At 61.9% G+C, this 18116-nt stretch carries 14 protein-coding genes and 1 pseudogene; 10 read left to right on the top strand and 5 right to left on the bottom strand.

Going from position 1 to position 18116, the window contains the following annotated elements:
• Nucleotides 1-46: 46 nt before the first annotated feature.
• From NCS03_RS22385 to NCS03_RS22350, 8 genes are all read left to right on the top strand, one after another.
• A complete protein-coding gene (locus NCS03_RS22385) occupies nucleotides 47-1474 on the top strand; it encodes an amino acid permease (RefSeq protein WP_008348471.1) in 1428 nt (475 codons plus the stop codon).
• Entirely contained in the window at nucleotides 1474-2706 is a 1233-nt protein-coding gene (locus NCS03_RS22380) for an NAD(P)/FAD-dependent oxidoreductase (RefSeq protein WP_250529829.1), read from the top strand. The genes NCS03_RS22385 and NCS03_RS22380 overlap by 1 nt, the downstream gene beginning before the upstream one ends.
• A gap of 11 nt (nucleotides 2707-2717) precedes the next feature.
• On the top strand, nucleotides 2718-3869 hold the full coding sequence (locus NCS03_RS22375) for a branched-chain amino acid ABC transporter substrate-binding protein (RefSeq protein WP_250529816.1): 1152 nt from the start codon (nucleotides 2718-2720) through the stop codon (nucleotides 3867-3869).
• Entirely contained in the window at nucleotides 3866-5245 is a 1380-nt protein-coding gene (locus NCS03_RS22370) for an ethanolamine ammonia-lyase subunit EutB (RefSeq protein WP_250529815.1), read from the top strand. The genes NCS03_RS22375 and NCS03_RS22370 overlap by 4 nt, the downstream gene beginning before the upstream one ends.
• Nucleotides 5245-6012 carry an ethanolamine ammonia-lyase subunit EutC gene (gene eutC / locus NCS03_RS22365; protein WP_250529814.1) on the top strand — a complete coding sequence of 256 codons (768 nt, stop codon included), beginning with the start codon at nucleotides 5245-5247 and terminating at the stop codon, nucleotides 6010-6012. The genes NCS03_RS22370 and eutC overlap by 1 nt, the downstream gene beginning before the upstream one ends.
• A 127-nt stretch (nucleotides 6013-6139) precedes the next feature.
• Nucleotides 6140-6445 (top strand): DUF485 domain-containing protein, encoded by a 306-nt coding sequence (locus tag NCS03_RS22360; RefSeq protein ID WP_008348462.1) that lies wholly within the window; start codon nucleotides 6140-6142, stop codon nucleotides 6443-6445.
• Nucleotides 6442-8103 (top strand): cation acetate symporter, encoded by a 1662-nt coding sequence (locus tag NCS03_RS22355; RefSeq protein ID WP_008348460.1) that lies wholly within the window; start codon nucleotides 6442-6444, stop codon nucleotides 8101-8103. Before NCS03_RS22360 ends, NCS03_RS22355 begins: the two co-directional genes overlap by 4 nt.
• A 131-nt stretch (nucleotides 8104-8234) precedes the next feature.
• Entirely contained in the window at nucleotides 8235-9692 is a 1458-nt protein-coding gene (locus NCS03_RS22350; protein WP_008348458.1) for an NAD-dependent succinate-semialdehyde dehydrogenase, read from the top strand.
• A 13-nt stretch (nucleotides 9693-9705) separates the two neighbouring features.
• Here NCS03_RS22350 and NCS03_RS22345 read toward each other — a convergent pair whose 3' ends face one another.
• From NCS03_RS22345 to NCS03_RS22335, 3 genes and pseudogenes are all read right to left on the bottom strand, one after another.
• On the bottom strand, nucleotides 9706-10152 hold the full coding sequence (locus tag NCS03_RS22345) for a universal stress protein (RefSeq protein WP_250529813.1): 447 nt from the start codon (nucleotides 10150-10152) through the stop codon (nucleotides 9706-9708).
• 245 nt (nucleotides 10153-10397) lie between these two features.
• Nucleotides 10398-13139, bottom strand: coding sequence for an MGH1-like glycoside hydrolase domain-containing protein (locus NCS03_RS22340; RefSeq protein WP_250529812.1), 2742 nt, complete (start codon nucleotides 13137-13139; stop codon nucleotides 10398-10400).
• 99 nt (nucleotides 13140-13238) lie between these two features.
• Nucleotides 13239-14075, bottom strand: a pseudogene (locus NCS03_RS22335) (cation:dicarboxylate symporter family transporter); the annotation flags it as partial.
• Between the two features lie 4 nt (nucleotides 14076-14079).
• On the opposite strand from NCS03_RS22335, the gene NCS03_RS22330 reads away from it, so the two are divergent.
• The gene (locus NCS03_RS22330) at nucleotides 14080-14520 is read left to right on the top strand and encodes a GntR family transcriptional regulator (protein ID WP_250529811.1); all 441 of its coding nucleotides are present in this window, start codon (nucleotides 14080-14082) and stop codon (nucleotides 14518-14520) included.
• Nucleotides 14521-14826: 306 nt separating this feature from the next.
• Nucleotides 14827-15762, top strand: coding sequence for a LysR substrate-binding domain-containing protein (locus NCS03_RS22325; RefSeq protein WP_008348449.1), 936 nt, complete (start codon nucleotides 14827-14829; stop codon nucleotides 15760-15762).
• On the opposite strand, the gene NCS03_RS22320 is transcribed toward NCS03_RS22325, so the two are convergent.
• Nucleotides 15759-16937: a CaiB/BaiF CoA transferase family protein gene (locus NCS03_RS22320; RefSeq protein ID WP_250529810.1), complete on the bottom strand. Its 1179-nt coding sequence runs from the start codon at nucleotides 16935-16937 to the stop codon at nucleotides 15759-15761. The genes NCS03_RS22325 and NCS03_RS22320 overlap by 4 nt on opposite strands.
• A gap of 12 nt (nucleotides 16938-16949) precedes the next feature.
• Nucleotides 16950-18113, bottom strand: a complete 1164-nt coding sequence (locus NCS03_RS22315) for an acyl-CoA dehydrogenase family protein (RefSeq protein WP_250441058.1) — start codon at nucleotides 18111-18113, stop codon at nucleotides 16950-16952.
• Between the last annotated feature and the right edge of the window lie 3 nt (nucleotides 18114-18116).

Genomic DNA, 18116 nt, shown 5'->3' with positions numbered 1-18116 from the left:
CCGCGCTTCCCGTTTCATCCGATCTTTGTCCCCAGGAGATTCCCCGATGTCCTTGCCTGAAACCTCGCAACCGAAGCTAGGCTCCGCGCTGCGTCAGCGGCACGTCACGATGATCGCGCTCGGCGGCATCATCGGCGCGGGGCTGTTCGTCGGCAGCAGCGCGACGCTCGCGACCGTCGGTCCGGCGGCGTGCGTGTCGTATCTCGTCGCCGGCATCGTGGTGCTGATGGTCATGCGCATGCTCGGCGAAATGGCGCTCGCCGTGCCCGGCGTCGGCTCGTTCACCGAATATGCGCGCATCGGCCTCGGCAACTGGGCCGGCTTCACGAGCGGCTGGCTGTACTGGTATTTCTGGGTGATCGTCGTCGCGGTCGAAGCGGTCGCCGGCGCGGCGATATTGCAGCGCTGGATACCCGCGCCGGTTTGGGTCATCGGCCTCGTGCTGCTGTCCGTGATGACCGTCATCAATCTGCTTTCGGTCAAGTCGTACGGCGAATTCGAGTTCTGGTTCGCGTCGATCAAGGTCGCGGCGATCATCGTGTTCCTCGCCATCGGCGCGGGCTATCTGCTCGGCTTCGGGCACGCGGGCAGCGCCGTGGCGCATCTCACCGGCAATCGCGGCTTCCTGCCGTTCGGCGCGATGTCCGTGTTCGCCGCCGTGCCGACCGTCATCTTCGCGGTCGGCGGCGCGGAAATCGCGACCATCGCAGCGGCCGAATCCGACGATCCCGCGAAAAGCGTCGCCGCGATGACGCGCTCGGTCATCCTGCGCGTCATCACGTTCTATGTCGGCTCGCTGTTCCTGATCGCGTGCATCGTGCCGTGGGGCAGCATCGTGACGGGCCACTCGCCGTTCGTCGCCGCGCTGGAGACGATGCGCATTCCCTACGCCGCCGACATCATGAACGCGATCGTGCTCGTCGCCGTGCTGTCCGCGCTGAACTCGGGCCTGTACGTGTCGTCGCGCATTCTGTTCCGTCTCGCGGAACGCGGCGATGCGCCGAAGTCGCTGCTCGAGCTCACGCCGAACAAGGTGCCGCGTCTCGCGGTGGTGCTGTCGAGCGTCGTCGGTTATGTGGCGATCGTCGCCGCGATCGTGTCGCCGCAGGGCGTGTTCCTGTTTCTCGTGAACGCATCGGGCGCGGTGATGCTGTTCGTCTATCTCGCAACGGCGCTGGCGCAAATCCGCATTCGCCGACGCATTCAACGCGAAGCGCCCGAGCGTCTCACGCTGAAGATGTGGCTCTTCCCGTGGCTGTCGTATGCCGTCGTGATCGCGATCGTCGGTGTGCTTGCGGCCATGGGCGCGGACCACGAACTGCGTCCGCAACTGATGGCGAGTCTCGCGAGCCTCGCGGCCGCATCGGCGGCGTACTTCTTCGCCGCGAAGCATCATCATCGTCATGAAGAGAGCGAATCGGCGACGGGCTTCCTGTCGCAAGACAATCGGCTCGCATGGAAGGGGCAGGACTGATGTCGAACGTGGCGATCATCGGCGCGGGGTTCATCGGCATGGCGAGCGCGGCCTGGCTCACGCGCGACGGTCACAGCGTGACGCTGTTCGATCCGTCGGGCGTGGCGCAGGGCGCGTCGTTCGGCAACGCGGGCACGTTCGCGCCATACGGATGCGTGCCGGTGAACAATCCGTCCGTATTCCGCGATATTCCGCGCTTTCTCTTCTCGAACGATAGTCCGTTCAGATTGCGCTGGCGTTATCTGCCGCAACTCGCGCCGTGGCTCGCGCGCTTTCTGATGAGCTCGCGACAAAAGAATTTCGAAGCGAGCGCACAGGCGCTGGCCGCGTTGTTGTCGCGTGCGCAGGAAGGCTATGCACCCTTGCTCGACGACAATGCCTTGAAGCGCTTCGTCAAGCCGCGCGAATGCCTTTATCTGTATTCGAGCGCGGCTTCGTTCGACGCGTCGCGCGATTCGCTGGCATTGCGCGAGAGGCTTGGCGTCGGCTTCGATGTGCTCGACAGCGGCGCGATCCGCGAACTCGAACCGCACCTCGCGCCGATTTTCGCGCGCGGCGTGCTGTTTCGCGATAGCTGGCATTTCAGCGATCCGGCGGGCTTTCTTCAGGCCTTGCACGAGCGGCTCGCCGCGCGTGGCGCGCAACTCGAACGCAAGAAGGTCGACGCGATCGAGCCGGGCGTGCAGGACGTCGCGTTGCGCGTCGAGGGCGATGCGCGCCGCTTCGATCATGTCGTCGTCGCGACGGGCGCGCGTTCGCGCGAATTCGCGCAGCAATGTGGCGATCGCGTGCCGCTCGATACCGAGCGCGGCTACCACATCCGTTATGCGTCGGCATCGAACCTCATATCGCGGCCGTGCGGCTGGGCGGAGCGCGGCTTCTACATGACGCCGATGAGCGATGGCATTCGCGTCGCGGGCACCGTCGAACTCGCGGGTTTCATCGAGGAGCGCAATCGCGCGCTGCTCGATCTCGTCACCGTATCGTCGAAGCGCGCGTTGCCCGCGCTCGGCACGCCCGATCGCGAATGGCTGGGCTTTCGTCCGACGCTGCCGGACGGCGTGCCGGTCATCGGCGCATCGAAGGCGAGCGAGCGCGTCGTGTATGCGTTCGGGCATCAGCATCTTGGCTTGACGCTCGCGGGCGTGAGCGGACGCATCGTCGCCGATCTCATCGCGCGACGTTCGCCGCCACTCGATCTCGCGAGTTATCGCGCGTCGCGTTTTCACTGAGGAGCATGAACATGAATCGCCGTATCTTTCTTTCGGGCGTGACCGCGGGCGTGCTTGCCGCGTACATGCCGATGTCGTGGGCCGCCGATCCCGAGGTCGTGAAGATCGCGTTCGTCGGACCGTTGACCGGGCCGGTTGCGCGCGTCGGCAAGGACTTGCAGTACGGCGCGCAACTCGCGATCGACGAAGAGAACGCGAAGCATCCCATCGTCGGCGGCAAGCCCGTCAAGTTCGAACTGGAGGTGTACGACGATCAGGCCGATCCGCGCGTCGCGATTCAGGTCGCGCAGAAAGCGGTGGATAGCGGCATCGTCGGCGTGATCGGGCATTACAACTCTGGATGCAGCATTCCGGCATCGACCGTCTATCACCAGGCGAATGTCGCGATGATCACGCCCGGCTCGACGAATCCGCAACTCACGAAACAGGGCTTCAAGAACGTGTTCCGCACGATGGGCCACGATGGCGTGGGCGGCGTGGTGGCGGGGCGCTTCGTCGTCGAGCAGATGAAGCCGAAGCGCATCGGCATCATCGACGATCGCACGGCGTTCGGGCAAGGTCTCGCCGATGCCTTCGAGAAGGGCGTGAAGGAAGCCAACGGCAAGGTCGTCGCGCGCGAATACACGAACGACAAGGCCGTCGATTTCCGCGCGATTCTCACGACGATGAAGAGCCAGAACGTCGATCTGATCTTCTTCGGCGGACTCGATGAACAAGGCGCGATGCTCGTCAAGCAGATGCGCTCGCTCGGCATGACGACGCAGCTCTTCGGCGCGGGCGCACTGAAGAGCAACGCGTTCCTGCAGATCGCGGGCACATCGGGCAACGGCACGCAGGACCTCGAGCCCGGTCCCGCGCTCGACAAGCTGCCTTCCGCGCAGGAGTTCGGCAAGCGCTACAAGGCACGCTTCAATCAGGATGTCGAACTATATGCGCCATTCGCCTACGATGCCGCGCTCGCGATGATCAAGGCCATTCACGATGCGAACTCGCTCGATCGCGGCAAGATCGTGGATGCGCTCGCGAAGGTCAACGTCACTGGCGTGACCGGCAAGATTTCGTTCGATCCATATGGCGATCTCATCAAGCCTCCATACACGCTTTTTCAGGTCGAGCAAGGGCAATGGAAGAGTTTGAAGACGGTCGGCGGAAGCGGCGTATGAGCTTCAGCGAAACCGTAGGCGTTCGGACGTATCGTTTCGACGATCTCAAGACGCTATTGGCGAAAGCGAGTTCGCGACGTTCCGGCGACGAACTCGCGGGCATCGCCGCCGCGACGGAAGAAGAACGCGCGGCGGCGAAGTTGGCATTGGCGAGGGTGCCGTTGCGGGCGTTCATCGAAGAAGCGTTGATTCCGTATGAGGACGATGAAGTGACGCGCCTCATCATCGATGAACATTCGCGGGAGGCGTTCGCCGTCGTGTCGCATCTGACGGTCGGCGAGTTCCGCGAATGGCTGCTCGCCGATACGACCGATACCGCCGCGCTCGTCGCCGTATCGCAAGGATTGACGCCCGAGATGGTCGCGGCCGTATCGAAGCTGATGCGCAATCAGGATCTCATTCTCGCGGCGAAGAAACGTCCGGTCGTCACGCGTTTCAGGAATACCGTGGGATTGCCGGGGCACATGTCGGTGCGCCTGCAGCCGAATCATCCGACCGACGATGTGCAAGGCATCGCCGCTTCGATGATCGATGGCCTCATGTACGGCTGCGGCGACGCGATGATCGGCATCAATCCCGCATCCGACTCGCCGCAGGCCATCGGCAAATTGCTCGCGATGATGGACGCGTTCCGCGAACGCTACGACGTGCCGACGCAAACCTGCGTGCTGACACACGTGACCAACACGCTTGCGGCGATCGAACACGGCGCACCGGTCGATCTCGTGTTCCAGTCGATCGCGGGCACGCAAAAGGCGAATGCGTCGTTCGGCATCTCGCTCGCGTTGTTGCAGGAAGCGTATGAAGCGGGTTTGTCGCTGAAGCGCGGGACGGTCGGCGAGAACCTGATGTACTTCGAGACGGGACAGGGCAGCGCGTTGTCGGCGAACGCGCATCATGGCGTCGATCAGCAGACTTGCGAAGCGCGCGCCTACGCGGTCGCGCGCAAGTTCGATCCGTTTCTCGTGAATACCGTGGTCGGCTTCATCGGTCCGGAATACCTCTACGACGGCAAGCAGATCACTCGCGCCGGACTCGAAGATCATTTCTGCGCGAAGCTGCTCGGCGTGCCGATGGGTTGCGACGTCTGCTACACGAATCACGCCGAAGCCGATCAGGACGACATGGACAATCTGCTCACGCTGCTCGGCGCGGCCAACGTGAACTTCATCATGGGCGTGCCCGGCGCAGACGATGTCATGCTGAACTATCAGAGCACGTCGTTTCATGACGCGCTGTATGTGCGCGACGTGCTCGGTCTGAAACGCGCGCCGGAGTTCGAAGCGTGGCTGCGCGCGATTCAGATCACGAATGCGCGCGGCATGCTTCAGACGCGCGCCGAGTGGCCCGCGCTGAACGACTGGATGAGGGCGTGATGAGCGTCAGCCAGAATCCGTGGAAAGCGCTGCGCCGTTTCACCGATGCGCGCATCGCGCTGGGACGCGCGGGCAACAGCGTGCCGACCGCGCCGCTGCTCGCGTTCAATCTCGCGCATGCGCAGGCGCGCGATGCGGTGCATCGGCCGCTCGATGTCTCGTCGTTGCTGGGAGAACTGGCTTCGAAGCGATTCGCATGTGCTTCGGTATGCAGCGCCGCTTCGGCACGCGATGTTTATCTCCGTCGTCCGGATCTTGGCCGCATGCTGAGCGACGACAGCGCCGCGAGTCTCGCGACCCACGCGACGGACGCGGATGTCGTGTTCGTCATCGCCGATGGACTGTCGTCGAACGCAGCGGCGACGCACGCGATACCGCTCATCGAAAGAACGATCGCGCGGCTCGACGGATGGCGCATCGGTCCGGTCGTCGTCGCGACTCAGGCGCGCGTCGCGCTCGGCGATTGCATCGGCGCGATATTGAGGGCGCGCATCGTCGCGGTGCTGATCGGTGAGAGGCCGGGGCTCAGTTCGCCCGCGAGCCTCGGCGTGTATGTGACTTACGATCCCGTGCAGGGCCGCAGCGATGCGGAGCGCAACTGCATATCGAACGTGCGTCCTGAAGGACTTGCTTACGACGCGGCCGCGTTCAAGCTCGCGTGGCTGCTGAACGAAGCGCGCACGCGCAAGCTGACGGGCGTGAGCCTCAAAGACGACAGCGCGACGACGCTGCCCGGGCGAACGATGGATCGCCTATCGGGTGCATAGCAATGGACGATGCTTCGCGTAAACCCCGTCGAAAGAAAACGCTTCACGTAAGAAACGGGTAAGCGGACGCTTTTACCTTAGTCTCCAGCGCATCGTACACGAGGCATTCATGCAGGAGACGACGGAAATGGATCTGAAGATCGTAGAGAAAATAAAGTCGAGCGCCGCTTACGGCGAACTGGTGCGAAAGCGCTCGAAGCTCGGCTGGACGCTGACGGCACTCGTGCTGGTCGTCTATTACGGCTATGTGCTGCTCATCGCATTCAACAAGGATCTGCTCGCCGCGAAGATGGGCGCGGGCGTCATGACATGGGGCATGCCGATCGGCCTGTTCGTGATCGTGTTCACGGTCGTCATCACGGGGCTGTATGTGCGCCACGCCAACAGCACGTACGACGAACTCACCGACAAGATCAAGCGGGAGGCCGCATGAAGCCGCAACGCATCGTCACGGCGGGCGCGCTTTTCGCGGCGTCCGCGAGTTCATTTGCAGCAGGCGGCGATCTCGGTCAGGCGGTCAAGCAGGCGACCAACTGGACCGCGATCTGCATGTTCATCGCGTTCGTGATCGCGACGCTCTTCATCACCAAATGGGCCGCGAAGAAGACGCGTTCCGCGGCCGAGTTCTACACGGCGGGCGGCGGCATCACGGGCTTTCAGAACGGTCTTGCGATCGCGGGCGACTTCATGTCGGCGGCGTCGTTTCTCGGCATTTCGGCGGCGGTTTATAGCAATGGCTATGACGGGCTGATCTATTCGATCGGCTTTCTCGTCGGCTGGCCGATCATCACGTTCCTGATGGCGGAGCGTCTGCGCAATCTCGGCCGCTTCACCTTCGCCGATGTCGCCGCGTATCGCTTCAAGCAGACGCCGATTCGCGCGTTCGCTGCATCGGGCACGCTCGTCGTCGTCGCGTTCTATCTGATCGCGCAGATGGTCGGCGCGGGACAGCTCATCAAGCTGCTGTTCGGGCTCGAATACTGGATCGCGGTCGTGATCGTCGGCGCGCTGATGATGGTGTACGTGCTCTTCGGCGGCATGACCGCGACGACGTGGGTGCAGATCATCAAGGCGTGTTTGCTGCTTGCGGGTGCATCGTTCATGGCGTTCATGGTGCTGTGGCAATTCCACTTCAGCCCCGAGGCGCTCTTCGCGAAGGCCGTCGACGTGCACGAGAAGAAGGCGTCGATCATGGGTCCGGGCAACTTCATCAAGGATCCGATTTCGGCGATCTCGTTCGGCATCGCGCTCATGTTCGGTACGGCCGGTCTGCCGCATATCCTGATGCGTTTCTTCACCGTCCCCAACGCGAAGGAAGCGCGCAAGTCGGTGTTCTGGGCGACGACGTGGATCGGCTACTTCTACATACTCACGTTCATCATCGGCTTCGGCGCGATCGTGCTGGTGAGCACCAATCCGATGTTCAAGGATGCGGGCGGCAAGCTGCTCGGCGGCACGAACATGGCGGCGGTGCATCTCGCGAGCGCGGTCGGCGGCAACGTGTTCCTCGGCTTCATCTCGGCAGTTGCGTTTGCAACTATCCTCGCAGTGGTGGCGGGCCTGACGCTCGCGGGTGCATCGGCGGTGTCGCACGATCTCTATGCGACCGTGTTCAAGAAGGGCAAGGCGTCCAGCAAGAGCGAACTGAAGGTGTCGCGCATCACGACGATCGTGCTCGGCATCGTCGCGGTCGTGCTCGGCATCGTGTTCGAGAAGCAGAACATCGCGTTCATGGTGTCGCTCGCGTTCGCGGTCGCGGCGTCCGCCAACTTTCCGGTGCTCTTCATGTCGGTCCTGTGGCGCGGCTGCACGACGCGCGGCGCGGCAATCGGCGGCTTTCTCGGCCTGCTTTCGGCGGTCGTGATGACGGTCCTGTCCAAAGCCGTATGGGTCGATGTGTTCCACTACGCGGATGCGCCGTTCCCGTATGCATCGCCTGCGCTGTTCTCGATGGCGATCGGTTTCATCGGCATCTGGCTCTTCTCTGTAACCGATCAATCGGCGCGTGCGCGTGTCGATAAAGCAGGCTTCGAAGCGCAGACCGTGCGCTCCGAAACGGGCATCGGCGCGGTGGAGGGCGCGAGCCATTAAGGTGATGTTGAGTGAGCGGCGCGCGCAGTATTCGTATACCCGGGATGCCGCGCGCGTCCGAATGGCGAGTGGAAAATGCGTTAAGCTCGATGCACCTGATTGCACGAAGCGCCAACGCATTGGAGCGAGCCATGGAACTGCAGTGCCCCAGTCTTTTCGAACAATCGGCGTATATCGGCGGCGCGTGGATCGACAATACTTCGCTGCCGCGCGTGTCTGTCATCAATCCATCCACTAAAGAAATCATCGGCTCGGTGCCGCAGGTCACGGACGAGCAGGTGACGGAGGCCATCCAGTGCGCGCACGCGGCGCTGCAGGACTGGCGCAGCTGGAGCAGTCGCGAGCGCGCGTCGGTGCTGAGAGAGTGGGCGCGCCTCGTCGAACATCATCGCGACGATCTCGCCATCATCCTCTGCCGCGAACAAGGCAAGCCGCTGCACGAAGCGCGCTCCGAAATCACGCAGGCCGCGAATTATCTCGACTGGTTCGCCGAGGAAGCGCGCCGCATTTACGGCGACAACATTCCCGCGCCGCGACGCAATCAACGCATACGTGTGCTGCATCAGCCGATTGGCGTGTGCGGCGCGATCACGTCATGGACCTTTCCTTCGTCGATGGTTGCGCGACGCGTCGGCGCTGCGCTCGCGGCGGGCTGCACGGTCATCCATCACCCCGATCCGCAGACGCCATTCTCCGCGCTCGCGCTGTGCGTGCTCGGCGAGAACGCGGGCTTGCCGCGCGGCGTGCTCTCCGTGTTGACGGGCGAGGGCGAACCGGTTCGCAGCACGCTGCTTGCGAGCCCCGACGTGAGGAAAGTATCGTTCACCGGTTCCATTGAGGAAGGCAAGCGGCTGATGACTTTATGCGCGCCTACCGTGAAGAAGATGTCGCTCGAACTGGGGGCGAACTGTCCTTTCATCGTGTTCGACGACGCGGACATCGACCTCGCCGTGAAGGGCGCGCTCGATGCGCGGTTTCGTCATTCGGGGCAGGCGGCGATGTGCGCGAACCGCTTCTTCGTGCATGAGGACGTGTACGAGACTTTCGTCGCCAAGCTCGTGTCCAAGGTCGCGTTGCTGAAAGTGAGCGACGGGCTGGACGAGGGCGCGCAGATCGGCCCGCTTATCGGCGATGCGGCGGTGACGCGCATCGAAAGTCTCGTCGACGAAGCGGTCAGGCTCGGCGCGAAGATCGCAGCGGGCGGCTCACGCGTCGCGCCGGGATCGAACTTCTTCAGGCCGACGGTGCTGACGAACGTCGATCCGTCGATGAGCGTATGCGGCGACGAAGTGCTCGGCCCGATTGCCAGCGTGCTGCCGTTCAGGGACGAGGACGACGTCGTCACGCTCGCGAACGATACGCGCACGGGGCTCGCGGCGTACTTCTATACCGCCGATATCAGCCGCGCATTCCGCGTCATGGAAGCGCTCGAATGCGGCGTCGTCGGCGTGAATGACAGCCTCGTGTTCAACGAAGTTGCGCCCTTCGGCGGGATCAAGGAATCGGGCATGGGGCGCGAAGGGGCATCGTCGGGAGTCGAGGAGTATCTCGAAGCGAAGTATGTCTGTTTCGGGAATCTGGAGCGGTAGGACGGCGGACGCATCACTCCGGCGGCCTCACCACCAGAATCGGCAAATGACTATGCGTAAGCACTTTCTGCGTTTCACTCCCGAGCAATAGCCCGCGAATTCCGCCGTGCCCATGCGACGCCATCACGATGAGATCGCAGTGCCGCGCTTTCGCCGTATCGAGAATCGCCTCATACGGATGCGATCCCGTCGGCGCTTCCGTATCGCAAGCGACGCCGGCCTGGGCGGCGATACTTCGCAGATTCTCGAGATATTGCCGCGCGCGGGCCTGATCCGCGGCGTGCGCCTCATCCTGACTCGCGCCGACCATCTCGGCGCTATAAACGGTCATATGAAATGGCCGCACCATATAAAGACCGGTGATGCGCGCACTGTTCTCTTTGGCGAGCGAGACCGCCATGCGGACAGCCGCTTCGGAGAGCGCGGACCCGTCAGTGGGAACCAGCAGATGGTTGAACATGATGACGTCCTCCGGTTCTCTGGGGACATGAAAGAAACACGCGAACCGACGATTCAAGTATAGGCGAGCGCCAGAATTTCCAGCGCGAAAATCAGATCCGCGAGAATGTTTTCATCGTCCGCATCCGCATGGTACAAACGTTCCGGCGGTACCCCGCGCACCAGAAAAATGTGTCATCGAAAGCGACGGACAGGCGGCTTCTGTTTCGGCAGCTACGCATTCGAAGTCGATTGCTTCATGACGCGCTAGCGTCCCATCTCGGCGCTCGCTTCTTCATGCAGACGCACGGCCATGACGGGCGCTTCCGGCCCCACGTGCGATAACTTCATCAGACGCGGTTGCAGCAGCAGCGCAACGAGCCCGCTCCATCCAGTCTGATGCGACGCACCGACACCGCGCCCGTTGTCGCCATGAAAGTACTCGTGGAAGAGAATGAGATCCTGCGAGCGCGGATCGGCTTGCAGCATCGGATACGCGGCCATCACAGGACGCTTGCCTTCTTCGTCTTTCAAAAAGAGCATGCTGATGCGCCGTGAGAGATCGTCGGCGATTTCGCTCAGCGAATGAAACTTGCCCGATCCCGTCGGATGCTCGACGCGAAAATCATCGCCGTAGTAGCGATGAAACTCGTAAAGCGATTCGATCAACAAGTAATTGACCGGCATCCAGATCGGCCCGCGCCAGTTCGAATTGCCGCCGAATACGCGCGAATCCGATTCCGCGGGCAAGTACCGGATGCAGACGTTCACGCCATCATGATCGAACACATAAGGCTTGTCGCAATGCACGCGGGATAACGCGCGTACGCCATAGTCCGACAGGAACTCCGCTTGATCGAGCGTGCGGCGCAACAGCGCTTTCATGCGATGTCCGCGCAAGAGCGAAAGCAAAGTCGTGTTGCCTTTGCCAGGCTCGGTCCAGCGCGATACGAGCTTCGCAAGGTTCGGCCGATGATCGAGAAACCATACGAGGCGTTCACGCAGTCCGGGCAAGTCGCCGTACACGCTTTCCTCGAGCACATGAACGGCGAAGAGCGGAATCAGTCCGACGATCGATCGAATGCGCATGGGCACGCGCGCGCCGTTCGGCAGATGCAGTACGTCGTAGAAGAATTCGTCGCTGCCGTCCCATAGGCCGGTATTGCAGACTTCGCCGCAGCTCACGGCTTCCGCGATATACAGGAAGTGCTCGAAGAACTTCACCGCGATCTCGACATACGATTCGTTCGTCATCGCGAGTTCGAGGCCGATCTGCATGAGGTCGAGCGCGTAGGATGCCATCCATGCGGTGCCGTCGGCCTGATCGATACGTCCGCCGGTCGGCAGCGGCTGCGAGCGATCGAAGATGCCGATGTTGTCGAGGCCGAGAAATCCGCCCTGAAAGATATTGCGGTCGTCGGCGTCCTTGCGGTTCACCCACCACGCGAAGTTGAGCAGCAGCTTGTGGAACATGACCTCGAGGAACGCGTGATCGCCGATGCCGGTCATCTCGCGATCGAGCTCGAACACGCGCCATGTCGCCCATGCGTGAACGGGTGGGTTCGCATCGCCGAATGCCCATTCATAAGCGGGCAATTGCCCGTTCGGATGCATGTAGCGTTCTTTCACGAGCAACAGCAATTGCTTCTTCGCGAAGTCGGGATCGATCGTCGCGAACGCGACCGCATGGAACGCAAGGTCCCACGATGCGTACCACGGATACTCCCACTTGTCCGGCATCGATACGATGTCGCCGTTGCACATGTGCCGCCAGTCAGCATTGCGGCCATGCCGCCGTTCTTTCGGCGGCGTGGGCTGGCCCGGATCGCCGTCGTGCCAGCGCGTGACGTCGAACTGATAATACTGCTTCGTCCATAGCATGCCGGCGAGCGCCTGGCGTTGCACGAGACGCGCGTCGGCATCGTCGATATCGTGTTGCAGCGTCGCATAGAACTCGTCGGCTTCCGCTTCGCGACGCGCGAAAAGCTGGGCCAGGTCGAGCGGCGGATCGTTCGAAACCGATGCCGGACGCCAGCGCAAGTACATCACGGAACTTTCATGCGGTGAGAGTTGCAGATGCACATGCGCGGCGCAACGCGTGCCGCGATCGCGGCGTATCGCCTGTTCGTCGCCTTCGACGAGATAGTCGTTGAAGCCATCCTTGAACGGCCCCGCGCCTTCGATGCCGTATATGCGACGAACGTTCGTCTCGTTCTCGCAGAAAATCCATTCGACCGGCGCTTGCGCAGAAGCCGTGACATCCATCTCGCCATGCGACGGATTGTGCGCGATGACGCGGGCACCTTCGCGCGCATCGTGTTCGAGCTTCAGCGACGGCTTGCCCCATTTGCTCGACCACGCCCACCGGTTGCGCGCCCAGAATTGCGGCAAGAGATGAAGCGTCGCGGCTTCGTCCGCGCGATTCTCGACGGTCACGCGCATCACGATGTCATCGGGCGCGTGCTTCGCGTATTCGACATAGACATCGAAGTAACGGTCGCAATCGAATACGCCCGTGTCGGGCAGTTCGTATTCGGGCTGATCGGGACCGCGCCGTTTGTTCTCGTCGATGAGTTGCTGATACGGATACGCATCGTGCGGATACTTGTACAGCATCTTCATGTACGAATGCGTCGGCGTGCCGTCGAGATAGAAGTACAGTTCCTTTACGTCTTCGCCGTGATTGCCTTGCTCGTTCGTGAGACCGAAAAGCCGCTCCTTGATGATCGGATCGCGGCCGTTCCACAACGCGAGCGACACGCACCAGTCGAGCGGGTCGTTGCCGTATCCCGCGATACCGTCCTCGCCCCATCGATACATGCGGCTGCGCGCATGGTCGTGCGGAAAGTAGTCCCACGCCGTGCCGTATTCGCTGTAATCCTCGCGAACGGTGCCCCATTGACGCTCGCTCAGATACGGGCCCCAGCGGCGCCACCGGTCGAGCCCGGCGCCATGCAGACGGGAGCCTTCCTTCGTTTGCAGCAGATGGATTGCGCGTAGCGGTGGCATGCGACCTCCGTTGCGGTTGCTCATCCAGCACGTTCGATGCGCGGTTTTCCGATGATAAGCGAAGTGAAAAAAAGCGCGGCGATTGCCGCGCTGCGAGAATCATCGCGCCGTTTTTAGCGGGATACCGTCCGGATGAGGATTCGCGTCGTTCATGTCTTCGGGGAGAAGATTGCCGTCCGCGAGCCGCCGGTCTGCTTCGGCGATCTCCGGATAGCGCTCCGGATAAAGATGCCGTTCGCTGACGGCCGCATCGAACGTGCGCGACCACTTCGCGATGACGACCGTCGCAAGGCTGTTGCCGATGGTGTTGCACGTCGCGATTGCCATCGACATGAAGCGGTACACGCCAAAGATCAACGCGAGTCCTTCGACGGGAAGGATGCCCGTCGACGTGACGGTCGCTGCAAACACCACGAACGATCCGCCGGAAACCGTGGCTGCGCCTTTGGACGTCAGCAGCATCAGCAGCAGAATGCCGATCTGATGTTCCAGCGTGATCTGCACGCCATAAGCATGCGCGATGAACATGACGCCCATCGACATGAAGATCGACGTGCCATCGAGATTGAACGCATAGCCTGTGGGCAGCACGAGTCCGACCGTCTGCTTCGCGCAGCCGAGCCGTTCGAGCTTGATCAGAAGACGCGGCAGTGCGCTTTCCGACGAAGCAGTACTGAGCACGATGAAGATCTCGTCCTTGATGTAGCGCAGAAAGCGCCACAGGCTGAAGCCCGCGAGTTTCGCGATGATGCCCATGACCACGACGATGAAGAGAACGACCACCGCATAGAAACTCACGACGAGCTGCGCCAGCGCGATCAGCACTGCCGTGCCGTTGCTGCCCACCGAATACGCGACCGCGCCGAACGTGCCGAGCGGCGCGAGCTTCATCACGAGGTTGATGAACGAGAACAGCACTTCCGAAACGAGATCGAGCGTCGTGCAGTCGACGCAGCACATCGAAACCTCCGCGAAGCTCGCGAAGACGCTGCGCTGCGCACAGGGCACACCGTGGCTGCGCATATCGAGCGTGCGTATCGACGGCGACAAGGACAGTCCGCCCGTTGGCTGGACCGATGTGTATATCGATCCGGAATACGAGGACGTCGCGCAAGCCGCGAAGGAGAACCCGGATACGCTCATCAGCGCGCTGATCGAAGCGCGTTACGGACGCTGCATCGACGAGATTCAGCAGGACGTGCGTGCCATTGCCGTATCGGCGCAGATGGCGAGACGCCTGCGCGTCGAGGCGGGAACGGCGGCGCTGGAAATCGTGCGCCGCTATCTCGACGCGAGCGGCGCGACGTTCGAGATATCGGTGACGGTGCATCCCGCAGAGCGCTTTTCGGTGTCGATGCGTCTCAAGCGATCGCCGGGCTAAAATCGTCGCGGGCGTGCTATCGAAGTTATCCGGCGTGCGTTTTCGAATAACGCAGAAGGAGGACGCCATGGGCAGGAACAGGGCGGCTACGCAAGCCATGAGCTTAAAGCGGCGTGCGCGATAGCGGGCATCGGAAGCCGGCACAAACAGCCCGCTCGTGTCGAGCTGCATCGAACCGAACGGACCGGGGCATTGATGCGCCCTTGAGTGAAGCGAATCGATTCGTATGACGATGCGAGCTATAGAATAGGCCACCGGCGCCAGACGCTCACGAGCGCGCCCTGACTTCGATCCTCGCACCCTCATATGGATGTTCGCCAGCTTCGCTACTTCGTCAGCATCGTCGATTACGGCAGTCTCGGCAAAGCAGCGGAAAAGCTCTACGTGGCACAGCCTTCGCTCAGCCAGCAAATGGCGCGGCTCGAAGAGGAACTCGGCGTCACGCTCCTTCTGCGCAGCAATCATGGCGTCACCCCCACGGCCGAGGGCGACGCGCTCTATCGGCATGCACGCGTCGTGCTGCGGCAAATGGAGCAGCTCAAGCAGGAAGTGACGAAGGGCGCGGGCGCGGAATCCGGCACCGTGGCGGTCGGCCTGCCGACGACGATGGCATCCGTTCTCGCCGTGCCCCTGTTCGAGCGCATTCAGGACCGGTATCCCGGCATACGCCTGCAGTTCTTCGAAAGCATGAGCGGCTATCTGAACGAGTTGCTTGCCAATGGCCGGCTCGATCTCGCGATTCTGTTTCGTGAATCGGATACACCTGGCATCACCGCGTTGCCCGTGCTCGACGAAACGCTTTATCTTGCGGGCGAGCCGGGCGGCGGCATCTCGCCGCGCGCATCGACATGTCCGCTTGCGAAGCTCGCGGGCGTGAAACTCGTCGCGCCCGGCGCATCGAATGGCTTGCGCTTGCTGATCGAGCGCACGTTCGCGAGCGAGAAAGTCGAGCTGAACATCGTTGCGGATATCGACTCGTTGCCATCGCTTTTGCTTATCGCGCATTCGGGCAGAGCCTGCACGATTCTGCCTTCGTCCGCGATCGTGCAATGGAACGAGGCGTTGCTGCCGAAAATGCGCAGAATCGTCGATCCGATCATCAGGCGCCCGGCCAGCATTTGCTGGCCCAACGATGCGCCGATGAACTCAGCGACCGTCGCCGTGCGCGAGACGTTGATCGAGTTGATCGCCGAGCACATTGACCGCGATCGCTGGCAAGGCGTGACGATGCGACGAACCTAGATCGCCTTCGCCGCGCGCAAGCGTTCGATGGCTTCGCTATTCAGCCCCAGTTCGCGCAACACGGATTCCGTGTGCTCGCCGAGCGCGGGCACGGCGTCCATGCGCGGTTCATCGGCGCTGAAGCGTCCCGGCGGATAGAGCGCGGGAATCTTGCCGGCGGGCGTATCGACCTGTGTCCAACGATTGCGCGCTTCGAGCTGTTCATGCTTCCAGACATCGTGCATGTCGTTCATCCGCGCATTCGCGATGCCCGCTTCTTCAAGCCGTTCGATGACCTGTGCGGCCGTCAATGAGGCGAATGCATCGACGATGAGGCGCATCAACTCGTCGCGATGCTGCGCGCGAAGGCTGTTTGCACAGAAGCGCTCGTCGCGCTGAAGCTCGGGCATACGAAGAACGATTTCGCAAAACTTCTTCCACTCGCGCTCGTTTTGCAGGCCGAGCATGACGGTCTTGCCATCGCCTGCCGGGAAAGGGCCGTAAGGGAAGATCGTCGCGTGCGATGCGCCCGCCTTGCGCGGCGGCGTCTGACCGTCGATCCCGTAATAGAGCGGATAGCCCATCCATTCGACCATGCTTTCGAGCATCGAAATGTCGATGCGTTTGCCGCGCCCGGTGCGTCCGCGTTCGATGAGCGCCGCGAGTATGTTCGTGTAGCCATACATGCCGGCGGCGATATCTGCGATCGAGCAGCCTGCTTTCGCCGGTGCGCCTTCCGAACCCGTGATGCTCAGAAAACCCGCTTCGCTTTGAATCAGCAAGTCATACGCTTTCTTGTCGCGCATCGGGCCATCGGAACCATAGCCGGAAATGTCGCACACGATGAGCCGCGGATAGCGCTCCTTCAACGCGTCGTAATCGAGGCCGAGCCGTTGCGTCGCGCCGGGCGCGAGATTCTGCACGAATACATCGGCATCGGCGAGCAGCTTGTGCACGACATCGAGTGCTTCAGGATGCTTGACGTCGAGCGTCACGCTTTCTTTCGAGCGGTTCGTCCACACGAAATGCGATGCGAGTCCCGACACACGTTCGTCATAGTTGCGAGCGAAATCACCTGTGCCTGGACGCTCGATCTTGATGACGCGCGCGCCGAGATCGGCGAGCTGACGCGTGCAGAAGGGCGCTGCAATTGCATGCTCGAACGTGACGACCTTGATGCCTTGCAGCGGGCGCATGACCGGCCTCCTTCAGAACGAACGCGGCAGGCCGAGGATATGCTCGGCGACGTAAGAGAGAATCAGGTTGGTCGAAATCGGCGCGACCTGATACAGACGCGTCTCGCGGAATTTGCGTTCGACATCGTATTCCGCCGCGAAGCCAAAGCCGCCGTGAAATTGCAGACAGGCGTTGGCCGCTTCCCATGATGCATCGGCGGCGAGCAGCTTCGCCATGTTCGCCTGCGCGCCGCAAGGCTTGTGCGCGTCGAAGCGTTCGCATGCCTTGAAGCGCATCAGGTTCGCGGCTTCGACATTGACGTACGCGCGCGCAATCGGAAACTGCACGCCCTGATTCTGCCCGATGGGACGCCCGAACACGATTCGATCGTTCACATACTGCGTGACCTTGTCGATGAACCAGTAGCCATCGCCGATGCATTCCGCCGCGATCAGCGTGCGTTCGGCGTTTAGGCCATCGAGTATGTACTTGAAACCCATGCCTTCTTCGCCGATGAGATTCTCGGCAGGAATCTCCAGATTGTCGAAGAAGAGCTCGTTGGTTTCGTGATTCACCATGTTGAGGATCGGCTGCACCGTGAGGCCATTGCCGATTGCTTCACGCAAATCGACGATGAAGATCGACATGCCTTCGCTCTTCTTCTTCACGTCTGCGATCGGCGTCGTGCGCGCGAGCAGAATCATCAGATCCGAATGCTGCACGCGCGAGATCCACACCTTCTGGCCGTTTATCGCATAACGATCGCCTTTTCTTTCCGCGGTCGTCTTGATCTTTGTCGTGTCGGTGCCGGTGGTCGGTTCGGTCACGCCCATCGATTGCAGACGTAACTCGCCCGATGCGATCTTCGGCAAGTAGCGTTTCTTCTGTTCCGTCGAACCGTGACGCAACAACGTGCCCATGTTGTACATCTGCCCATGACACGCGCCCGAATTGCCGCCCGAGCGATTGATCTCTTCCATGATGACGGACGCTTCGGTAAGCCCCAGACCCGAGCCGCCGTATTCCTGCGGAATCAATGCGGCGAGCCAGCCCGCTTTCGTGAGGGCATCGACGAATGCTTCGGGATAACCGCGTGCTTCGTCGATCTTGCGAAAGTATTCGCCGGTGAACTGGCCGCAGAGATCGCGCACGGCCTCACGAATGTCCTGATAAGCGTCGGATGTCGATTCGATCATGAT

This window comes from Caballeronia sp. ATUFL_F1_KS4A, from assembly GCF_023630905.1.
Classification (GTDB): Bacteria; Pseudomonadota; Gammaproteobacteria; order Burkholderiales; family Burkholderiaceae; genus Caballeronia; species Caballeronia zhejiangensis.
This window is presented reverse-complemented; position numbering and strand designations above follow the sequence as displayed.